The following is a 17496-nucleotide window of genomic DNA, read 5'->3' on the forward strand; positions in this document are numbered from 1 at the left end:
GAGCACATGCTCGGTGAACTCTCCGATCGTGATCGCGCGATCTTGACGCTGGAGGCGGCCTGGCCGCGTCATGGCGGCGTGAAGGAGGAGACCATCCGGGCACAGCTCGGTATGAGCCCGGCCCGCTACTACCAGCTGCTCGGCCGGCTGATCGAGACCGAAGCGGCCCTCGATTTCGACCCGCTGCTCGTGCGGCGACTGCGCCGTCTGCGCGACCGCAGGGCGGTGCAGCGCACCGCACGCATGCGCGGTTTCGTCGGCTGACGACGCCCTCGAGGGTGCATCCGGGCCGGTCGCCGCTCCGTGCGGACTCACGGCGGTCGCCCGCTAGCATCGAGGGGTGCAGAACCTCTCCCGTGATCGATTCGACGACGTTCCGCGCGCCACCGGGCGCGTGGGCGCGCACCGCGCCGAGCAGCCGGGCATGAACGGTCTCGTCGTGCTGCTGTGGTCGGCGGCCGTCGCCCTCGTACTCATCGTGTGCGGCATCTTCGTGTCGCTGGTGATGATGGATCGCATCTCGCTGTTCGGCGGCGAGTCGCCGGCCCCGGTGCCGACGCAGCCCGGCGTCGTCGCTCAGGTCGACACCTCGTACCGCGTGCTGATCCTGAACGCGACGTCCCAGAAGGGGCGCGTCGCGGAGGTGCGGGAGAAGCTGCTCGCAGAGGGATGGTCGACCGACGACGTGTTCGGCAGCGACGGGGCATCGCAGGAGTTCTCGAAGACGACGGTCTTCTACGTCGAGGACGCCGACGAGGGCGCAGCACTCGGGCTCGCAGAGGTGCTCGGCGGTGTCGAGGTCAAGCAGAGCGATTTCTACGCTGCGATGAACGACTCCGACAGGCCGCAGCTGACGGTCGTGATCGGTGTCGACAAGGCGACCCCTTCGGCGCCCGCCACCGAGGCCCCGGCGCCCTGACGACGGGCCCGCCCTTTCGGTCGCGGCTTGCACTCCCATGGGTCGAGTGCCAGACTGTTGTTAGCACTCGTGCACTTGGAGTGCTAATACCCCATCGCCTACGTCCGGGAGGGACGAAAGACTCATGGCAAAGATCATCGCTTTCGATGAGGAGGCCCGTCGTGGCCTCGAGCGCGGCCTGAACACCCTGGCCGACGCCGTCAAGGTGACCCTCGGCCCGCGCGGTCGCAACGTCGTGCTCGAGAAGAAGTGGGGCGCCCCCACGATCACGAACGACGGTGTGTCGATCGCCAAGGAGATCGAGCTCGACGACCCGTACGAGAAGATCGGTGCGGAGCTCGTCAAGGAGGTCGCCAAGAAGACCGACGACGTCGCCGGTGACGGAACCACCACCGCGACCGTCCTCGCTCAGGCACTGGTCCGCGAAGGCCTGCGCAACGTCGCAGCCGGCGCCGACCCCATCTCGCTCAAGCGCGGCATCGAGAAGGCCGTCGCGGCCATCACCGAGGACCTGCTGAACAGCGCCAAGGAGATCGAGTCCAAGGAGCAGATCGCCGCCACCGCGTCGATCTCGGCCGCTGACCCCGCCATCGGCGAGCTCATCGCCGAGGCCATCGACAAGGTCGGCAAGGAAGGCGTCGTCACGGTCGAGGAGTCGCAGACCTTCGGCACCGAGCTCGAGCTCACCGAGGGCATGCGCTTCGACAAGGGCTACCTGAACCCCTACTTCGTCACGGACCCGGAGCGCCAGGAGGCGGTCTTCGAGGACGCGTACATCCTCATCGCCAACCAGAAGATCGGCAACATCAAGGACCTGCTGCCGGTCGTCGACAAGGTGATCCAGGACGGCAAGGAGCTCGTCATCATCGCCGAGGACGTCGAGGGCGAGGCTCTCGCGACCCTGGTGCTCAACAAGATCCGCGGCATCTTCAAGTCGGTCGCCGTCAAGGCTCCCGGCTTCGGTGACCGTCGCAAGGCCCAGCTGCAGGACATCGCGATCCTGACCGGTGGCCAGGTCATCACCGAAGAGGTCGGCCTCAAGCTCGAGAACACCACCCTCGACCTGCTCGGCCGTGCACGCAAGGTCATCGTCACCAAGGACGAGACCACGATCGTCGAGGGTGCGGGCGAGCAGTCCGCCATCGAGGGTCGCGTCACGCAGATCCGTCGCGAGATCGAGAACACCGACAGCGACTACGACCGTGAGAAGCTGCAGGAGCGCCTCGCGAAGCTGGCCGGCGGCGTGGCCGTCATCAAGGCCGGTGCCGCGACCGAGGTCGAGCTCAAGGAGCGCAAGCACCGCATCGAAGACGCCGTCCGCAACGCGAAGGCAGCCGTCGAAGAGGGCATCGTCGCCGGTGGCGGCGTCGCGCTGCTGCAGTCGGCCAAGGTGCTCGACACCCTCGAGCTCGAGGGCGACGAGGCCACCGGCGCGAACATCGTCCGCGTCGCAACCGGTGCTCCGCTGAAGCAGATCGCGATCAACGCGGGCCTCGAGCCCGGCGTCGTCTCGCACAAGGTGGCCGAGCTTCCCGCCGGCCACGGTCTGAACGCGGCCACGGGCGAGTACGGCGACATGTTCGCACAGGGCATCATCGACCCGGCCAAGGTCACCCGCTCGGCGCTGCAGAACGCCGCGTCGATCGCCGGTCTGTTCCTGACCACCGAGGTCGTCGTCGCCGACAAGCCGGAGAAGGCTTCGGCCATGCCGGCCGACCCGTCCGGCGGCATGGACTTCTGATCCCGAGGATCTGAAGCACTGCATCGAACGCCCCCTGCCTCACGGCAGGGGGCGTTCTGCGCGTCATCAGCGGAACAGGCTCGCGGAGTACTGATCGGCATCCGCGTACTGCGCCGCGGCCGAACCGAGCGCGCTGCTGATCGATCCCAGCACCTGCTCGACGTGCATCTGCGCTCCGCGCCACTGCTCGCTGCACTGCTGGAACGCGGCGGCCGCGGCACCGGTCCAGGACGACTGCAGCTGGGTCAGCTGCGCCATCAGCGCGGCCGACTCGCTCTGCAGCCGCTCCATGGTGGCGTAGGCGGCGCCGTTGGCTGCCTGGACGGCGTCGGTGTCGACGGTGAAGACGGACATGGGGTCTCCTCTCGATGGGCTTTCGAGGCTAGGTGTCGCCGCAGCAGCGGACGACGCCGATTCCCGCGATCCGTGCAGAGCCCGCCCGGCGCCTGGAATGTGCAGAGTCGGTCGACGCTCAGCGGTCCAGTCGCTCGATCGGCTGCGTCTCCTCCAGCAGATGTGCGGGAGTGGACTGCGCCGGCGCCAGCGGCAGGGCGACGATGAACGTCGCACCACCACCCGGCGTCGCCTCGACCGAGACGGCGCCGTGCAGCGACTCGACGATCGATGCGACGATCGCGAGCCCGAGGCCCGAGCCGCCCGTCTCCCTCGCCCGCGAGGTGTCGGCGCGCCAGAAGCGCTCGAAGATCTGCTCGCGGATCTGCGGGGGGATACCCTCGCCGTGGTCGACGATCGAGATCGTGCCCACGCCTCGCCGGCGATCCGCTCCCACGACGAGCTCGATCGGACTGTCGCCCGGTGAGAACCGGCGCGCGTTGCCGAGCAGGTTCGTGATCACCTGGCGCACCTTGTTGTCCTCTCCGAGGACGATCGGGGGCGTGCGCACCGGGGCATCCGTCGCCTCGGTGAAGTCGATGGCGGGCACAGGCGTGGCCGGCCGGGGCCGTCGACGCAGGCGGGCCAGCGGATTCGCCGGACGGGTCGTCGCCGAGCGCGGCTGCTCGGGGATCGGCTCGCCGCTCGCCGTCTTCCCATGCAGCCGGGGCGGCTCGTGCTCGTCTGCCGTGGTGTCGACGACGGTGATCGTGCGTCCGGGAGCCGCGACCCGCAGATCGAGCGCCGCATCCCGCGCGATCGGGCGCAGGTCGAGCGGCTCGATCTGCAGCTCGCGCGACCGCTCCTCATCGAGGCGGGCGAGCGCGAGCAGGTCCTCGACGAGCACTCCCATGCGGATCGCCTCCTTCTCGATGCGCTCCATCGCGCGCGCGGTGTCCTCCTCGCCGGTGATCGCACCCATCCGGTACAGCTCGGCGTAGCCGCGCACGCTCACCAGCGGAGTGCGCAGCTCGTGGCTCGCGTCGCCGATGAACCGTCGCATGTTCTGCACGGTGCGGTCGCGCTGCGCGAGCGAGCGGTCGACGCGATCCAGCATGGTGTTGATGGCCGAGTTGAGCCGGCCGACCTCGGTGGTCGGCTCGAGGTCGGTGAGTCGCTGGCTGAAGTCCCCGGCCGCGATCGACATGGCCGTCGACTCGACCTGCCCGAGCCGGCGGAAGGTCAGGGTCACGAGTCCGCGGGTGAGCAGCGCGGCCAGCAGGATGGTGACCAGGGCCACCGTGGTGTACACGGCGACGTAGGTGGCCACGATGCGGTCGGCCTCGTCGAGCGGCAGCGCGACGATCTGCACGTAGGTGAGACCCTGGGGATCCTGCGCCGACTGCGCCGAGGCGACGGCGCTGTACGTCTCACCCTCGTCGCCGTTCAGGGTGATCACCTGATCGCCCTGACTGACGGCGTCCTGCAGCGTGAACGCGGCGGGGAACTCGGGGCGGGAACCGGATGCCTGACCGCCCGCCTCTGCGACGAACTCGCCGCTCGCCGTGTAGAACGCGACCATGAACTCGGTCGGACGCGGTGCGATCTCGGCCGGCTCGAAGACGAGCCGGCCGCCGTCCGCCGACACGTCGAAGAAGCGCTCGGCCTGACCGGTGGTGGCGAGGGCCGGCAGCTGCGCGTCGATGTTGTTGATCATCGCCCCGCGCAGGATCGGCACCGTGCCGATGCCGGCGATCATCAAGCCGAGGGCGAGCACGGCGACGGTGACGCCGGTGACCTTGGCGCGCAGGCTGATGCGCCGCCACCACAGGGTGACGGAGTCGGGCTCGCCTGCCATGACCGCCTCGGCTCGGGGTCCGCTACGCGGACTTGCCGACCTTGAGCATGTAGCCGAAGCCGCGCTTGGTCTGGATCACCGACTCCTCGGTGTGCGGGTCGATCTTGCGACGCAGATACGAGATGTAGCTCTCGACGATGCCCGCGTCGCCGTTGAAGTCGTACTCCCACACGTGGTCGAGGATCTGCGCCTTCGACAGCACCCGGTTCGGGTTGAGCATGAGGTACTTCAGCAGCTTGAACTCGGTGGGGCTGAGCTCGATCGGCACCTTGCCGACGAAGACGTCGTGGGTGTCCTGGTCCATCGACAGCTCGCCGGCGCGGATCAGCGACTCCTCATCGGTCTGCATCGTGCGGCGCAGGATCGCCTGGGCGCGAGCGACGATCTCGTCCAGCGCGAACGGCTTGGTGACGTAGTCGTCGCCACCCGAGTTCAGACCCTCGATCTTGTCCTGTGTGTCGTCCTTGGCCGTGAGGAAGAGGATGGGGGCGGTGAAGCCCGCGCCGCGCAGGCGCTTGGTCACGCTGAACCCGTTCATGTCGGGGAGCATCACGTCGAGGATGATGAGGTCGGGCTCCTCCTCGAGGACGGCCGAGATGGTGGCCGCTCCGTTCGCCACGGTCCGCACCGTGAACCCGGCGAAGCTGAGACCCCGGGAGAGCAGGTCGCGGATGTTCGGCTCGTCGTCGACGACCAGGATTCGCGCATCAGTCATGACCCCATTATGGTGACTGCGGCCCTGCGGTGGCTGATTGGGTTCGGCGCGCGGGTCAGGATGCCAGGGCCGCGTCCACCGCGACGGCGACGACCTCGGCGATCGGAGCGTCGGGGTCGACGGTGATCCGGTGCAGGAGCAACCCCTCACACGCCGCCATCAGGAACGGCGCGCGAGCGGCAGCCCGGGGGCTGCCGAGTTCGAGCAGGATGCCGTGGATCCACGCCTCCATGCCCAGCCGCTGCTCTCGCAGCGGCTGCGCAGCGTCGGCATCCGCCTCGAGGAACAGGGCGTATCGCGCCCGGGTGCGACCGGCGAGGGGCCCCGACTGCGCCTCGACCATCCGGCTGAGGGCGCCCACGAGGTCGTCGCGGGAGCGGATCGCCGTGGCCCCGGCATCCTCCCGCTCAGCGGCAGCCATCCCCTCGATCACGCCGGCGATGAGAGCCGCCCGCGTGCGGAAGTGGTTCGATGTGGAGCCGGCGGGAAGTGACGCCGCAGCGTCGACCCTGCCATGTGTGAGCGCGCGGATGCCCTCGGCGCCGATGAGATCGACCGCCGCGTCCTGCGCGCGTCGTCGGGTGCTGCTCACACGTCGAGCCTATTCGCTACTACTTCCATAGTGACAAACTACTATGAACGTAGTAACCTGGCCGCAGGGCCGATGATGACCCGCTGGAGCGACTGGGAGGTTCACCATGGAGGCATCTTCGTCGAAGACTGCGCTCGACCGTGACTGGCCTCCGCCGCTCCCGCCGGCGGCGGGCTTCGAGCACCTCATCGTCGAGACCCCCGGGCTGCGCAGCCACGTCGCCGTCATCGGCGACGGAGAACCCGTGCTGATGCTGCACGGATTTCCGCAGCACTGGTGGGAGTGGCGGCGCGTCGCGCCGCATCTCGCCGCTCACGGCTACCGCGTGATCTGCCCCGATCTGCGCGGCTCCGGCTGGACAGAGACGGACGACCCCGCGATCCGTCGCACCTCGATGCGCGCCGACCTCATCGCGATGCTCGACGCCCTCGGCGTCGAGAGCGCACACGTCGTGAGCCATGACCTCGGTGCCGTCGTCGCCGGTCAGCTCACCTACGCTCACCCCGAGCGGGTGCGCACCGCCGTGCAGTTCGCGGTGCCACCGGGGTTCATGACCTTCAGCCCGAAGCTCCTCCCCGCCTTCGAGCACATGCCCCCGCTGCTGACGCACCGGGCGGGACGGTCGCTCGCGTGGCTGTTCGGGCCCGACTACGCGGCGAAGCCGATGACCGACGACGTCGTCGACGGGTATCTGCGCGTGCAGGCACGCCCCGGATTCGACGCCGCGGTGCGTGCGCTCTACCGCGGCATGATCATCCCCGAGGTGATGCGCCTCGCGAGCGGGTATTACAAGAGGCAGCGGCTGCGCCCGCCGACGCTCGCGGTGTTCGGCCGTGAGGACGGTCCGTTCGCCGAGCAGACGGTGCGCCGCATCTGCCGCGGACAGGATGGGTACGCCGACCGCTTCGACCTCGCCTTCGTCGACGGGGCAGCCCACTTCGTCGTCGACGACGCGCCGGATGCCGTCGCCGGGCTCTGCCTCGACTGGTTCGCCCGTGGGAGAGATTCCGACAGGGCGGGGTAACCTCGGTCGCATGGTCGACAGCGACGGGGAACAGCACGGCGACAGCGCCTGCTGGCTCTCGCAGGTGTGCCCCGAGTGCGGTGCGCTGCTCGACGATCTCGCCGCCCCATGCTGGCGCTGCGGCGTGAGGCCCGGGGACGAGCCCGGCTGACGTCGGGTTCCGCGCTCAGGCGGCCAGGTCCACGGCATCCATGATCGTGTAGCTGTACCCCTGCTCGGCGAGGAAGCGCTGACGGTTCTGCGCGTAGTCCTGGTCGATCGTGTCCCGGGCGATGAGCGTGTAGAAGCTCGCGGTGTGGTTCGACTGCTTGGGCCGCAGCAGCCGGCCCAGACGCTGCGCCTCCTCCTGGCGCGACCCGAACGAGCCCGACACCTGGATGGCGACCGACGCCTCGGGCAGGTCGATCGAGAAGTTCGCCACCTTCGACACCACGAGCAGGGAGATCTCGCCCTCGCGGAACTGCCGGTACAGCTGTTCGCGCTCGTCGACCGGAGTCGCCCCCGTGATCTGCGGGGCGTTCAGCGCCTGCGAGAGGCTCTCGAGCTGATCGAGGTACTGCCCGATGACCAGGATGCGCTCGCCGGGGTGCTTCGCGATCAGCTCGCGCACCGCGGTGATCTTCGCCGGGGCGGATGCGGCCAGACGGTAGCGCTCGTCATCGGTCGCGGCGGCGTACTCGAGCCGGTCGCTCGGCGGCAGGTCGACGCGCACCTCGTAGCAGGCGGCAGGGGAGATGAAGCCCTGCGCCTCGATCTGCTTCCACGGGGCGTCGAAGCGCTTGGGCCCGATCAGGCTGAACACGTCGCCCTCCCGGCCGTCCTCGCGCACGAGCGTCGCGGTGAGTCCGATGCGGCGACGCGCCTGCAGGTCGGCGGTCAGCTTGAACACGGGAGCCGGAAGCAGGTGCACCTCGTCGTAGACGATCAGACCCCAGTCCATCTCGTCGAGCAGCGAGAGATGCGCGTACTGACCTTTCCGCTTCGCTGTGAGGATCTGGTAGGTCGCGATCGTGACCGGCTTGACCTCTTTGGCCTGGCCGGAGTACTCGCCGATCTCATCGGGGGTGAGCGAGGTGCGCCTGAGCAGCTCGTCGCGCCACTGCCGTGCCGAGACGGTGTTGGTCACCAGGATCAGGGTCGTCGTTCGGGTCGCGGCCATCGCGCCCGCGCCGACGATCGTCTTGCCCGCGCCGCACGGCAGCACGACCACGCCCGAGCCGTCCTTCGCGAAGGCGTCGACCGCCTGGCGCTGGTACGGCCGCATGGTCCAGCCGTCCTCGTCGAGGTCGATCTCGTGCGGGGTTCCGGGGGTGTAACCGGCGAGGTCTTCCGCCGGCCAGCCGATCTTCAGCAGCTCCTGCTTGATCTGGCCGCGCGCCCACGCGTCGATGACGTAGCTGTCGGGGGAGGGATGGCCGATGAGCAGCGGCTGAATGCGCTTGTTGTTCGCGACCTGGGCGAGCACGGCGGGATCGGTGGAGCGCAGCACCAGCAGACCCTCGTCGTCCCGTTCGATCACGAGCCGACCGTAGCGGTTGACGGTCTCCCGCAGGTCGACGGTCACCGAGGGCGGTACAGGGAAGCGCGACCAGCGATCGAGCGTCTCGAGCATGTCGTCGGCGGAGTGCCCGGCAGCGCGGGCGTTCCACAGCCCCAGCCGCGTGATGCGGTAGGTGTGGATGTGCTCGGGCGCGCGCTCCAGCTCGGCGAAGATCGCCAGCTCGTGCCGGGCGGATTCGGCGTCGGCATGCGCGACCTCGAGCAGCACGGTGCGGTCGCTCTGGACGATCAGGGGGCCATCAGACATAGCAGACCAGTCTACCGGGCACGCGCGCTGCGGGTCTGACCCCGGTCAGCTCGACGGTGTCCGCACTGACACGATGCTGCGAACCGGTCAGCTCGACGGTGTCCGCACCGACACGATGCTGCGAACCGGTCAGCTCGACGGTGTCCGCACCGACACGATGCTGCGAACAGGTCAGCTCGACGGTGTCCGCACCGACACGATGCTGCGAACCGGAAGAGTGCGCTCGACGTCCGCAGCCCGATCCCGCCCGCGCAGGCGCCCGCCGCCGAGGCCCGAGGCCTCGAGCGTGAGCTCGCGTCGCGATCCGTCCGGCATCGCGACCTCGACGACCACGACGGCCTTCGCCCGCACAGCGGCCTCGAGCTCGCGGTCGAGCCAGGCGGCGTCGGCATCCGGACCCTGGTGCGAGCGGAGCCGGGCGATCAGGGCGGCGTATCCGCTGTCGTCCTGGGCGGTCGCGTCCGCGATCCGGACGCGACCCGCCGCGATGCTGCGACCGTCGCGGTCGACGAGGGTGGCCGGGTAGCGGGCATCCGTCAGCGCCCAGGCCACGGCCTCGGAGCCGACCCGCGAGACCAGTCCGTCGTGCTCCCGGATCAGTCCGAGAGGACGCAGGTTCCTGTCGATCTCCATCGCCTCGAGCAGATGCGCGTCGACGCTCGTCACGACGGTGCCGCCGTCGGCATCGGGACGCACCCGCACAAGACCGTGTCTCGCCGCCGTCTGCCCGACGAGGTACTCGAGCGGCTGCGGAACACCGGTCAGCGAGATCTCCCGGAGGAAGGCCAGGATGCCCTCGGCGGTGTCACCCTCGACGAATGCGCGCGACACCGACTCGGCGGTGAAGCGGTACGACGAGGCCTGTGCAGGATCGTGCTCGGTCATGGTGCGCAGACGATTGTCGAGCGCGGGCTGCAGCGGCCCGGGCGCGATGGCGCTGAGGTCGTTCTGCAGGAAGATGCGGTCGACCTCGGTGGGCAGCAGCGATTGCAGGGCGGAGCTGTCGAACGACGCGTCGGCGCCGAGCGCCGCGCCCCACGACGGCACCGTCCACGTGCCGTCGGATCCATCCGCCAGCAGTCCGATCCGCCCGGCCAGGCTGCGCAGGCGCGCGGCTCGCGCGGGCCAGTTCCGGTCCCAGGGGTGCAGCCGCGGCCAGTCTGCCGCCGCCGCGGTGCGGATGCCGGACGGCAGCGAGTCCGTGAACCGGGAGACCACGTGCACCCAGCGATCGGGGAAGGAGGCGTTCAGCCACCGCTCGGCTTCGGCGGTGAGCCGCAGCTCGCGATCGACCTGTCGTGCGAGGCCCGCCATCTCGGCGAGATCGCGCAGCTCGTCGAGGTCGCCGTCATCGAGCAGCCGGCGCTTCTCGGTCGCGCTCAGCGCCCCGGTCGCCACCAGCGCCAGCGGCGCCGTGCGGGCGGCCAGCAACAGCTCAGCCAGACCGCCGATCGTCGCGAAGGCGCGTTCGGCCGCTTGGGCGGAGTCTGTGTCGGATGCCGGCACGGGGAGAGCCTCCGCGGCATCCGGGATCTCGGGCTGCTCCTCGACGAGCGCTCGCACCGGCGGCAGCACCCGGCCGTCGGCGTCGAGAAGTCCGAGCGCGGCGTCGTCGAGTCGAACGCGGTCGTCCGGCGCTGCTGCGCGCAGCGCGCGCGCCTCGGCGCGTGTCAGACGCGCCAGGGCGCGCTCGATCGACGCAGACTCGAGAAGCGCCTCCGCGGCGTCGAAGAAGTCGGTCCAGCCGACGTCGGGGCGTACGCCCCGCTCACGCAGCACCCGTTCCAGTTGAGCGTCGCTCGCCGATGCGAGCTGGTCAGCCAGCGGGCGGGCGTGTGTGGTCATGGTCAGGATCCGGAGTCTGTGCGGCCCCTGCGAGCCCAGCTGAGCACGAGCAGCGTGATGATCATCAGGAAGGCGATCGGCAGGCCGAACAGCGGGAGCCCGGCCACGATGGGCCAGGCGCCCTGCGCGAAGGCCGACTGATCCATCCCCACGGCAGTGCCGATGATGATCGAGAAGAAGCAGATGACCGACGCGGCGGCCAGGACGAGCGCGGTGAAAGCGAGGAATCGTTCGAGTCGCCCGGTCTGCGGCGCGCTGGTGTCGTCGTGCTTGCTCATCGCCCTCAGCGTAGCGCCTGGCGGCATGAGGGGGCGGGTAGGCTGGAGGGGTCGCGCCGCCGCGCGACATCTCCGTTCCGTGTTTCAGTGAGGTTCGCCCATGCCCACCGGCAAGGTCAGGTTCTACGACGAAGAGAAGGGGTTCGGCTTCATCGCATCCGATGACGGCCAGGACGTCTTCCTGCACGCCTCCGCCCTTCCTGCAGGCGTCTCGGTGAAGAAGAACGCTCGCGTCGAGTTCGGCCTGGCAGACGGTCGCCGCGGCCCGCAGGCGCTGTCGGTACGCGTGCTCGACGCCCCGCCCAGCCTGGCCAAGGCCGCGCGCAAGCCCGCCGACGACATGGCCGTGATCGTGGAGGATCTGGTGCGGATGCTCGACGAGATGGGCGGCGACCTCCGCCGCGGCCGGTACCCCTCGGCGACCAGGAGCCGCACCGTCGCCGCTGTCCTTCGCAAGGTCGCTGATGACCTCGACGCCTGATCGCCTCGCCGAGACCACACGTGATCTCGCGCTCGCCGCGCTGCACGAGATCACCGCTCCGACGACCGTGGGGCCCGAAGCCGGGCATGCGGTCGAGGAGGACGGCGCGGTCTCGCTGCGCTTCGAGAATCGTCTCCGCGGATACCCGGGGTGGTTCTGGACGGTCACGGTCGCTCAGGTCGACGGCTCCGAGCCGACGGTGCTCGAGGTCGAGCTGATGCCCGGCGACGGCGCGCTGCTCGCGCCCGACTGGGTGCCGTGGACGGAGCGTCTCGCCGAGTACCGCGCACATCAGGCCGAGCTCGCCGCGCAGGCCGCGGATGCCCCGGCGGACGCGGATGAGGACGACGGCTCCGATGACGCGGATTCCGACGAGGACGACGATCACTCCGACGATGACGTCTCGCCTCGTCTGCACGCCGGTGATGTCGATGGCGTCGACATCGATGAGCTCGACGATTCCGATGATGAGCCCGACGACGACGAGCCCGACGATCACGAGCCCGACGATGATGACGACGACGACTCCGACGACGACGATGAGGACCACGACGAGTCCGAGTGACCGACGCCCGTCGTGACGAGCACCGACGCCCCCTCCGATCCGCTGGGATCCGAGGGGGCGTCGTCGTGATGGCGGAGCGGCGACGGCGAGGCCGCCGTGCGTCTCAGCCCTGGTGCGCGAGCACGTGCTCGATCGAGCGGATCAGCTGGCGCACGTCATCGGGTTCGATCGCCACGAACGTCGCCACGCGCAGCTGGTTGCGGCCGAGCTTGCGATACGGCTCCGTGTCGACGATGCCGTTCGCGCGCAGTGTCCTCGCGACCGCAGCCGCATCGACGCTCTCATCGAAGTCGATCGTGGCGACGACGGGCGAGCGGTGGGCCGGATCGCTGACGAACGCGGTGGCGACGTCCGACGCGCCGGCCCAGTCGTAGAGAAGCCCGGACGACTCGGCAGTGCGCGCTGCCGCCCAGGTGAGCCCGCCGCCCGCGAGGATCCACTCGAGCTGGCTGTCGAGCAGGTGCAGCGTGGCGAGAGCCGGCGTGTTCAGCGTCTGGTTCAGCCGCGAGTTGTCGACCGCGTTCTTCAGGCTGAGGAATTCGGGGATGTACCGTCCGGACGCGGCGATGCGCTCGATCCGGTCGATCGCGGCCGGCGACACCGCCGCGAACCACAGCCCGCCGTCGGATCCGAGGTTCTTCTGCGGGGCGAAGTAGTAGACATCGGCCTGGGCGACGTCGAAGTCGATGCCGCCGGCCGCGCTGGTCGCGTCGATGACGGTGAGCGCCCCTTCGGCGCCGACTCGCTGCACGGGAGCCGCGACGCCCGTCGACGTCTCATTGTGCGGCCAGGCGTACACGTCGACTCCCTCCACGACCTCGGGCAGAGTGAGCGACCCCGCGTCGGCCGTGCGCACGTCCGGTGCCTCCAGCCAGGGTGCCGCTGCCGCCTTGGCGAACTTGCCGCCGAACTCTCCGAACACGAGATTCTGGCTGCGCCGCTCGATGAGACCGAAGGCGGCGGCATCCCAGAACGCGGTCGACCCGCCGTTGCCGAGGATGATCTCGTAGCCCTCCGGCACGCGGAACAGCGCGGCGAGTCGCTCGCGCACGCTGCCGACCAGGTTCTTCACCGGCGCCTGGCGGTGCGAGGTGCCGAGCAGGCTGACTCCGGCGGCGGCGAGGGCGTCCACCTGAGCGGTGCGGACCTTCGAGGGGCCGCAGCCGAAGCGTCCGTCGGCGGGCAGGAGTTCGCGGGGGATCTCGATCGACATGGGTCGATTGTAGATGCGGGGACTGCGGGGGCCGCGCCCTGTGACGGTCCCCGCGTCGAGCGGGAAGGTAGGCTTGCCTAAGAACTTCGGAGGCCACGAATGACCGACCTGATCGACACGACCGAGATGTACCTGCGCACCATCCTCGAACTCGAAGAGGAGAACATCGTGCCGCTTCGTGCGCGGATCTCCGAGCGCCTGGGCCACTCCGGCCCCACAGTGTCGCAGACCGTGGGTCGGATGGAGCGCGACGGACTCGTCGTCGTGTCCGAGGATCGTCGTCTCGAGCTCACCGACGCCGGTCGCGGCAAGGCGGTGCACGTGATGCGCAAGCATCGTCTCGCCGAGCGCCTGCTCTCCGACGTGATCGGCCTCGACTGGGCGTACGTGCACGAAGAGGCCTGCCGCTGGGAGCACGTCATGAGCGAGCAGGTCGAGCGTCGTCTCGTCGAGCTGCTCGGGCACCCGACCGAGTCGCCGTACGGAAATCCCATCCCCGGACTCGACCAGCTCGGCGACGTCGAGACACCGGCTTTCGAATCCGGCGTGGTGGGTCTCGTGAAGAAACTGGATGCCGCCGGCGGCCCCATCACAGGCACGGTGCGCCGTCTCGCCGAGCCGGCGCAGGTCAGCCCTGAGCTGCTCGAGCAGCTGCGGGATGCGGGCGTGGTTCCCGGCGCGAGCGGCGATTACCGCTACAGCGAGGGGTACGTGCTCATCCAGATGGAAGGCAGCGACGCGGGCCTCGAGCTTCCGGTCGAGCTGGCCTCGCACATCTTCCTCGTCGGAGAGAATGCCTGATCAGACGGGGTTCTGCGGTGAGTGAGGCGGATTGCCAGGCTCACAGGGTGACAGAATCGTTATCTTCCGGTAACCTCGGTGAAGTCGTCGGAGAAGAAGCCCGCCGATGACGGAAATCGCGAAGATCGCCTCCCTGGCTCGTCGTCTTCGCGAAGAGTTCGCACAACGTGCCGTGTGCCATACGTGCCCGATAAAACGACATTGCTGACGAGCCTGCGCTACCCGAAGCGCGGAGGCGCAGGAGGAATCCCTTTTGGCTGAAGAAATCGTCCCGACCGAGCCTGCGGGCACCCCGAAGCCCTCACTTCGGCGAGCACCTCGCGGCGCTCGCTCGAGCGTCAAGCCCATGCGCACCGTCGCCATCCTGGGTGCCGTGGGCGCCCTGGTCTCCGGTGTCGCGCTTCCCGCTCTGGCATCCACCAAGACCACCCCGAGCGCGGCCACCACGCTTCAGCAGATGGCCTTCGACGATGCGCAGTCCCTCGTGGTCGCATCCGAGGCCACGACCGCTCCTCTCGAGCGCGGCACATACTCGGCCACGACTCCCGACGAGATCGAGAAGAAGAAGGCCGAAGAGGCAGCCAAGGCCCGTGCAGCCGCAGCGGCCCGCGTGGCCGCCAGCTCCGGCGCCCGCGGCGGCAGCATCAGCGATGCCGACCTCCAGCTCATCTCGGCCGGCTCCGGCGCGGTGCGCAACCCGCTACCGCAGGGCTCGTACTCCGTCAGCCGCACGCTGAGTGCCAGCCACAACGGCGCTGACATGGTCGCGCCCGCCGGCACCCCCATCTTCGCCGCGACCGGCGGTGTGGTGCGTGTCTCGTCTGAGAGCCACTTCGGCTACGGGGTCGCCGTCGTCATCGACTCCGTCGTCGGCGGCAAGCGCGTGTCGACCCTCTATGCCCACATGATCAACGGCACCCGCGCCGTTCAGGCCGGACAGACCGTGGAGCCGGGTCAGTTCATCGGCAAGGTGGGCAACACCGGCCGCTCCTACGGCGCTCATCTGCACTTCGAGGTCCAGGTCAACGGATCGCTCGTGGAACCCATCGGCTGGCTGCGCGCCAACGCCGGCTGACCGGCACGCCGTTCAGATCCCCTGCATCCGCTGTTCACGCGGATGGGTTACCCTGAACGCGTCGTCGAACGGACGGGAGGAAGCCGATGAGCTCGATACCGGGCATCCGCACCATGGATGCACTCGGTCGCCTGGTTCTTCGGCAACGCCCGCAGGTCCATCTCGGTCTGACCGAGCGCGAGAGGCGCTGTCTGTAGACAGCGCCTCTTCGTGTATCTGCGTCTCCTCCTGATCCGCCGACGTCTGGTGAGTCGAGAGCGCCGGGAAGCCATCCCGGCGGATCGAGAGGATGACGACGATGCGCACACTGGTCCTGAATGCCGGATACGAACCGCTGACGGTGGTCTCGTTCAAGAGAGCCATGGTGCTCGTGATGAACGACAAGGCCAGTGTGATCGAGCGCGTCGAGGACGATCCTGTGATCGCCGGATGCCGGCGATTCGATCGCCCCGTGGTCATCCTGCTCACCCGGTACGTGCGCGTTCCGGCCGCGCGTCGGCAGCCGGTCACTCGTCGAGGCGTGCTGCGGCGGGACGAGCACCGCTGCGGATACTGCGGGAGGACCGCGTCGACGATCGACCACGTCATGCCCCGATCACGCGGGGGAGCGAACAGCTGGGAAAACCTCGTCGCGTGCTGCCTCCGCTGCAACAACGCCAAGAGCGACCGCACCCCGCAGGAGATGGGCTGGCAGCTGCAGAGGGCGCCGCGTGCGCCGCACGGCGGAACGTGGGTCGTGCGCGGCGCCGAACGCGGGGATCCGGTGTGGGAGCGATACCTGGCGTTGGCGGCGTAGGCGCAGGCCGACGACTAGACTTGTCTGGCGCCTTCGTAGCTCAGTCGGATAGAGCGGCCCTCTCCTAAAGGGCAGGTCGCAGGTTCGAATCCTGTCGAGGGCACGACGACGCAGGGAGCCGCCCGGAGGGTGGCTCCCTGCGTCGTCTGCGCGGGTTCAGTGGGCTGCGTGATAGGCCTCGAGCACGTCGGCGGCGATCCGCCCGCGCTCCGAGACCTTCATGCCCTGCTTCTTCGCCCACTCGCGGATCGCGCCGGTGTCCGAGTCCGCTGCCGAACGGCGGCGCGGCGAGGAGGAGCGGGTCGCGGTGGACCCGGCTGCGCGCCGGCCCGCCTCGATGTACGGAGCGAGCGCGTCCCGCAGCGCCTCCGCGTGGGAATTCGTCAGATCGATCTCATAGGCGACACCATTCAGTGCAAAATGAACGGTCTCTCCTTCACCGACGTCGAGAAGCGTTCCATCGATATCGTCGACCAGCTGGTGCACAATTCTTCGAGCCATGACAATACGCTATTTGAATTCATGAGGTTCGCACAATCGGCGCGCGCATTCTTATTTCGAGCCCACCGCGCGGAATGTCTTCATGTGTCAGGGAAGAACGCCCGCGCGTCGTGCCCGCGCGACCGCTGCATGACGCGTCGACGCGTCGAGTTTCGACATGGCTGCGCTCAGATATGCCTTCACGGTGCCTTCGCGCAATCCCAGTTCCGCGGCGATCTCCGCGTTCGTCTCACCCAGCGCTGCGCACGCGAGCACGTCCGTCTCACGGGGCGAGAGGCGCACGGTCGCGGGCGGTGCCGTCGTCGTGGACGGCTCGGGCGCGGACGCGCCCACCAGGCGTCGTTCGACGGCGGCGATGCGCTCTCGGATGCTCTCGTCGCTCACCGCCGCGGCGATGCTGCGCAGCTCGGCGAAGCTCTCGCGGAGGTCTTCGAGGTGCGAGCCCTGCACCGCAGCGTCATGCCGCGCCGAGATGCGCCGCGCCACTTCGTCTCGGATGCGCAGTTCGTTCGCGACGTTCTGCGCCACGCTCATCGCCGGTGCCGTCGTGAAGCCGCCGACGTGCGACTCCTCCCACGCTCCGGCGTAGAGCACACCGCGAGGTCGGCCGTCGACGACGATCGGCAGCGCGAGCAGCGTGCGCAGACCCTCGCCCAGCACGAACACGTCGTAGTCGTGTGTGATCTGCTGCGATGCGCGGTAGTTGCTCGTCATCCGGGGTCGCAGCTCGATCATGGCGCGGCCCCCGAGGCCGCGCTCCGGCCGCACGGTGAGTCCGGCGAGGCTATGTGTGCGATTTCCGACGATGCTGGTGACCCGCACCACGCCGTCTTCGATGAGCCCGCCGAACGCGACCGGGAAGCGGGTGCGGCGAGCGAGTTCTCGCACGCCGGCAGCCACGGGATCCTCTGCGGCGGCCCGGTGCGTGTCCGATTCCACTGATACCAACTTT

The 17496-nt window shown here is 69.1% G+C and carries 19 protein-coding genes and 1 tRNA gene; 10 read left to right on the forward strand and 10 right to left on the reverse strand.

Annotated elements, in window-relative coordinates; genetic code table 11:
- Nucleotides 1-6 precede the first annotated feature (6 nt).
- From ACWGSM_RS06510 to groL, 3 genes are all read left to right on the forward strand, one after another.
- Nucleotides 7-264: a DUF3263 domain-containing protein gene (locus tag ACWGSM_RS06510; RefSeq protein WP_452322112.1), complete on the forward strand. Its 258-nt coding sequence runs from the start codon at nt 7-9 to the stop codon at nt 262-264.
- Nucleotides 265-340: 76 nt separating this feature from the next.
- Entirely contained in the window at nt 341-919 is a 579-nt protein-coding gene (locus ACWGSM_RS06515; RefSeq protein ID WP_452322113.1) for a LytR C-terminal domain-containing protein, read from the forward strand.
- A gap of 124 nt (nt 920-1043) precedes the next feature.
- A complete protein-coding gene (gene groL / locus ACWGSM_RS06520; RefSeq protein ID WP_452322114.1) occupies nt 1044-2660 on the forward strand; it encodes a chaperonin GroEL in 1617 nt (538 codons plus the stop codon).
- A 66-nt stretch (nt 2661-2726) separates the two neighbouring features.
- Here groL and ACWGSM_RS06525 read toward each other — a convergent pair whose 3' ends face one another.
- The 4 genes from ACWGSM_RS06525 to ACWGSM_RS06540 form a co-directional block, all read right to left on the reverse strand.
- Nucleotides 2727-3014, reverse strand: a complete 288-nt coding sequence (locus tag ACWGSM_RS06525; protein WP_313357569.1) for a WXG100 family type VII secretion target — start codon at nt 3012-3014, stop codon at nt 2727-2729.
- A 118-nt stretch (nt 3015-3132) separates the two neighbouring features.
- On the reverse strand, nt 3133-4851 hold the full coding sequence (locus ACWGSM_RS06530; RefSeq protein WP_452322115.1) for a sensor histidine kinase: 1719 nt from the start codon (nt 4849-4851) through the stop codon (nt 3133-3135).
- A 22-nt stretch (nt 4852-4873) separates the two neighbouring features.
- Nucleotides 4874-5566 (reverse strand): response regulator transcription factor, encoded by a 693-nt coding sequence (locus ACWGSM_RS06535; RefSeq protein WP_071640566.1) that lies wholly within the window; start codon nt 5564-5566, stop codon nt 4874-4876.
- Nucleotides 5567-5621: 55 nt separating this feature from the next.
- A complete protein-coding gene (locus ACWGSM_RS06540) occupies nt 5622-6158 on the reverse strand; it encodes a TetR/AcrR family transcriptional regulator (protein ID WP_452322116.1) in 537 nt (178 codons plus the stop codon).
- A gap of 106 nt (nt 6159-6264) precedes the next feature.
- Here ACWGSM_RS06540 and ACWGSM_RS06545 point away from each other — a divergent pair, with 106 nt between their 5' ends.
- Nucleotides 6265-7182, forward strand: coding sequence for an alpha/beta fold hydrolase (locus tag ACWGSM_RS06545; RefSeq protein WP_452322117.1), 918 nt, complete (start codon nt 6265-6267; stop codon nt 7180-7182).
- Nucleotides 7183-7348: 166 nt separating this feature from the next.
- Here ACWGSM_RS06545 and ACWGSM_RS06550 read toward each other — a convergent pair whose 3' ends face one another.
- The 3 genes from ACWGSM_RS06550 to ACWGSM_RS06560 all read right to left on the reverse strand — a co-directional run bounded on the left by ACWGSM_RS06550 (nt 7349) and on the right by ACWGSM_RS06560 (nt 11112).
- Complete coding sequence (locus tag ACWGSM_RS06550) at nt 7349-8989, reverse strand: DNA repair helicase XPB (RefSeq protein WP_452322118.1); 1641 nt, start codon at nt 8987-8989, stop codon at nt 7349-7351.
- A gap of 171 nt (nt 8990-9160) precedes the next feature.
- The gene (locus ACWGSM_RS06555) at nt 9161-10834 is read right to left on the reverse strand and encodes a helicase-associated domain-containing protein (protein WP_452322119.1); all 1674 of its coding nucleotides are present in this window, start codon (nt 10832-10834) and stop codon (nt 9161-9163) included.
- A gap of 2 nt (nt 10835-10836) precedes the next feature.
- Nucleotides 10837-11112, reverse strand: coding sequence for a multidrug ABC transporter ATPase (locus tag ACWGSM_RS06560; protein WP_452322120.1), 276 nt, complete (start codon nt 11110-11112; stop codon nt 10837-10839).
- Between the two features lie 100 nt (nt 11113-11212).
- On the opposite strand from ACWGSM_RS06560, the gene ACWGSM_RS06565 reads away from it, so the two are divergent.
- Both ACWGSM_RS06565 and ACWGSM_RS06570 read left to right on the forward strand, forming a co-directional pair.
- A complete protein-coding gene (locus ACWGSM_RS06565; RefSeq protein ID WP_313356291.1) occupies nt 11213-11593 on the forward strand; it encodes a cold-shock protein in 381 nt (126 codons plus the stop codon).
- Nucleotides 11577-12158 carry a DUF3027 domain-containing protein gene (locus ACWGSM_RS06570; RefSeq protein ID WP_452322121.1) on the forward strand — a complete coding sequence of 194 codons (582 nt, stop codon included), beginning with the start codon at nt 11577-11579 and terminating at the stop codon, nt 12156-12158. Before ACWGSM_RS06565 ends, ACWGSM_RS06570 begins: the two co-directional genes overlap by 17 nt.
- A gap of 103 nt (nt 12159-12261) precedes the next feature.
- Here the strand turns inward: ACWGSM_RS06570 and serC are convergent, their stop codons facing one another.
- Complete coding sequence (gene serC, locus ACWGSM_RS06575) at nt 12262-13371, reverse strand: phosphoserine transaminase (RefSeq protein WP_452322122.1); 1110 nt, start codon at nt 13369-13371, stop codon at nt 12262-12264.
- Between the two features lie 99 nt (nt 13372-13470).
- On the opposite strand from serC, the gene ACWGSM_RS06580 reads away from it, so the two are divergent.
- The 4 genes from ACWGSM_RS06580 to ACWGSM_RS06595 all read left to right on the forward strand — a co-directional run bounded on the left by ACWGSM_RS06580 (nt 13471) and on the right by ACWGSM_RS06595 (nt 16146).
- On the forward strand, nt 13471-14172 hold the full coding sequence (locus ACWGSM_RS06580; RefSeq protein ID WP_452322123.1) for a metal-dependent transcriptional regulator: 702 nt from the start codon (nt 13471-13473) through the stop codon (nt 14170-14172).
- 346 nt (nt 14173-14518) lie between these two features.
- Entirely contained in the window at nt 14519-15247 is a 729-nt protein-coding gene (locus ACWGSM_RS06585) for a M23 family metallopeptidase (protein WP_452322124.1), read from the forward strand.
- Between the two features lie 298 nt (nt 15248-15545).
- Entirely contained in the window at nt 15546-16043 is a 498-nt protein-coding gene (locus ACWGSM_RS06590) for an HNH endonuclease (protein WP_452322125.1), read from the forward strand.
- A gap of 29 nt (nt 16044-16072) precedes the next feature.
- Nucleotides 16073-16146, forward strand: a tRNA-Arg gene (locus tag ACWGSM_RS06595).
- 53 nt (nt 16147-16199) lie between these two features.
- On the opposite strand, the gene ACWGSM_RS06600 is transcribed toward ACWGSM_RS06595, so the two are convergent.
- Nucleotides 16200-16544 (reverse strand): histone-like nucleoid-structuring protein Lsr2, encoded by a 345-nt coding sequence (locus ACWGSM_RS06600; protein ID WP_452322126.1) that lies wholly within the window; start codon nt 16542-16544, stop codon nt 16200-16202.
- Between the two features lie 87 nt (nt 16545-16631).
- Nucleotides 16632-17483 (reverse strand): LuxR C-terminal-related transcriptional regulator, encoded by an 852-nt coding sequence (locus tag ACWGSM_RS06605; RefSeq protein ID WP_452322127.1) that lies wholly within the window; start codon nt 17481-17483, stop codon nt 16632-16634.
- Nucleotides 17484-17496 lie beyond the last annotated feature (13 nt).

Source organism: Microbacterium sp. NPDC055521, assembly GCF_053619695.1.

What these genes read in the sequence shown, in the direction of transcription:
- ACWGSM_RS06510 (WP_452322112.1), top strand. Translation starts at nt 7, where the DNA reads ATGCTCGGTGAACTCTCCGATCGTGATCGCGCGATCTTGACGCTGGAG.
- groL (WP_452322114.1), top strand. Translation starts at nt 1,044, where the DNA reads ATGGCAAAGATCATCGCTTTCGATGAGGAGGCCCGTCGTGGCCTCGAG.
- ACWGSM_RS06525 (WP_313357569.1), bottom strand. Translation starts at nt 3,014, where the DNA reads ATGTCCGTCTTCACCGTCGACACCGACGCCGTCCAGGCAGCCAACGGC.
- ACWGSM_RS06530 (WP_452322115.1), bottom strand. Translation starts at nt 4,851, where the DNA reads ATGGCAGGCGAGCCCGACTCCGTCACCCTGTGGTGGCGGCGCATCAGC.
- ACWGSM_RS06535 (WP_071640566.1), bottom strand. Translation starts at nt 5,566, where the DNA reads ATGACTGATGCGCGAATCCTGGTCGTCGACGACGAGCCGAACATCCGC.
- ACWGSM_RS06545 (WP_452322117.1), top strand. Translation starts at nt 6,265, where the DNA reads ATGGAGGCATCTTCGTCGAAGACTGCGCTCGACCGTGACTGGCCTCCG.
- ACWGSM_RS06550 (WP_452322118.1), bottom strand. Translation starts at nt 8,989, where the DNA reads ATGTCTGATGGCCCCCTGATCGTCCAGAGCGACCGCACCGTGCTGCTC.
- ACWGSM_RS06555 (WP_452322119.1), bottom strand. Translation starts at nt 10,834, where the DNA reads ATGACCACACACGCCCGCCCGCTGGCTGACCAGCTCGCATCGGCGAGC.
- ACWGSM_RS06560 (WP_452322120.1), bottom strand. Translation starts at nt 11,112, where the DNA reads ATGAGCAAGCACGACGACACCAGCGCGCCGCAGACCGGGCGACTCGAA.
- ACWGSM_RS06565 (WP_313356291.1), top strand. Translation starts at nt 11,213, where the DNA reads ATGCCCACCGGCAAGGTCAGGTTCTACGACGAAGAGAAGGGGTTCGGC.
- ACWGSM_RS06570 (WP_452322121.1), top strand. Translation starts at nt 11,577, where the DNA reads ATGACCTCGACGCCTGATCGCCTCGCCGAGACCACACGTGATCTCGCG.
- serC (WP_452322122.1), bottom strand. Translation starts at nt 13,371, where the DNA reads ATGTCGATCGAGATCCCCCGCGAACTCCTGCCCGCCGACGGACGCTTC.
- ACWGSM_RS06580 (WP_452322123.1), top strand. Translation starts at nt 13,471, where the DNA reads ATGACCGACCTGATCGACACGACCGAGATGTACCTGCGCACCATCCTC.
- ACWGSM_RS06585 (WP_452322124.1), top strand. Translation starts at nt 14,519, where the DNA reads ATGCGCACCGTCGCCATCCTGGGTGCCGTGGGCGCCCTGGTCTCCGGT.
- ACWGSM_RS06590 (WP_452322125.1), top strand. Translation starts at nt 15,546, where the DNA reads ATGCGCACACTGGTCCTGAATGCCGGATACGAACCGCTGACGGTGGTC.
- ACWGSM_RS06600 (WP_452322126.1), bottom strand. Translation starts at nt 16,544, where the DNA reads ATGGCTCGAAGAATTGTGCACCAGCTGGTCGACGATATCGATGGAACG.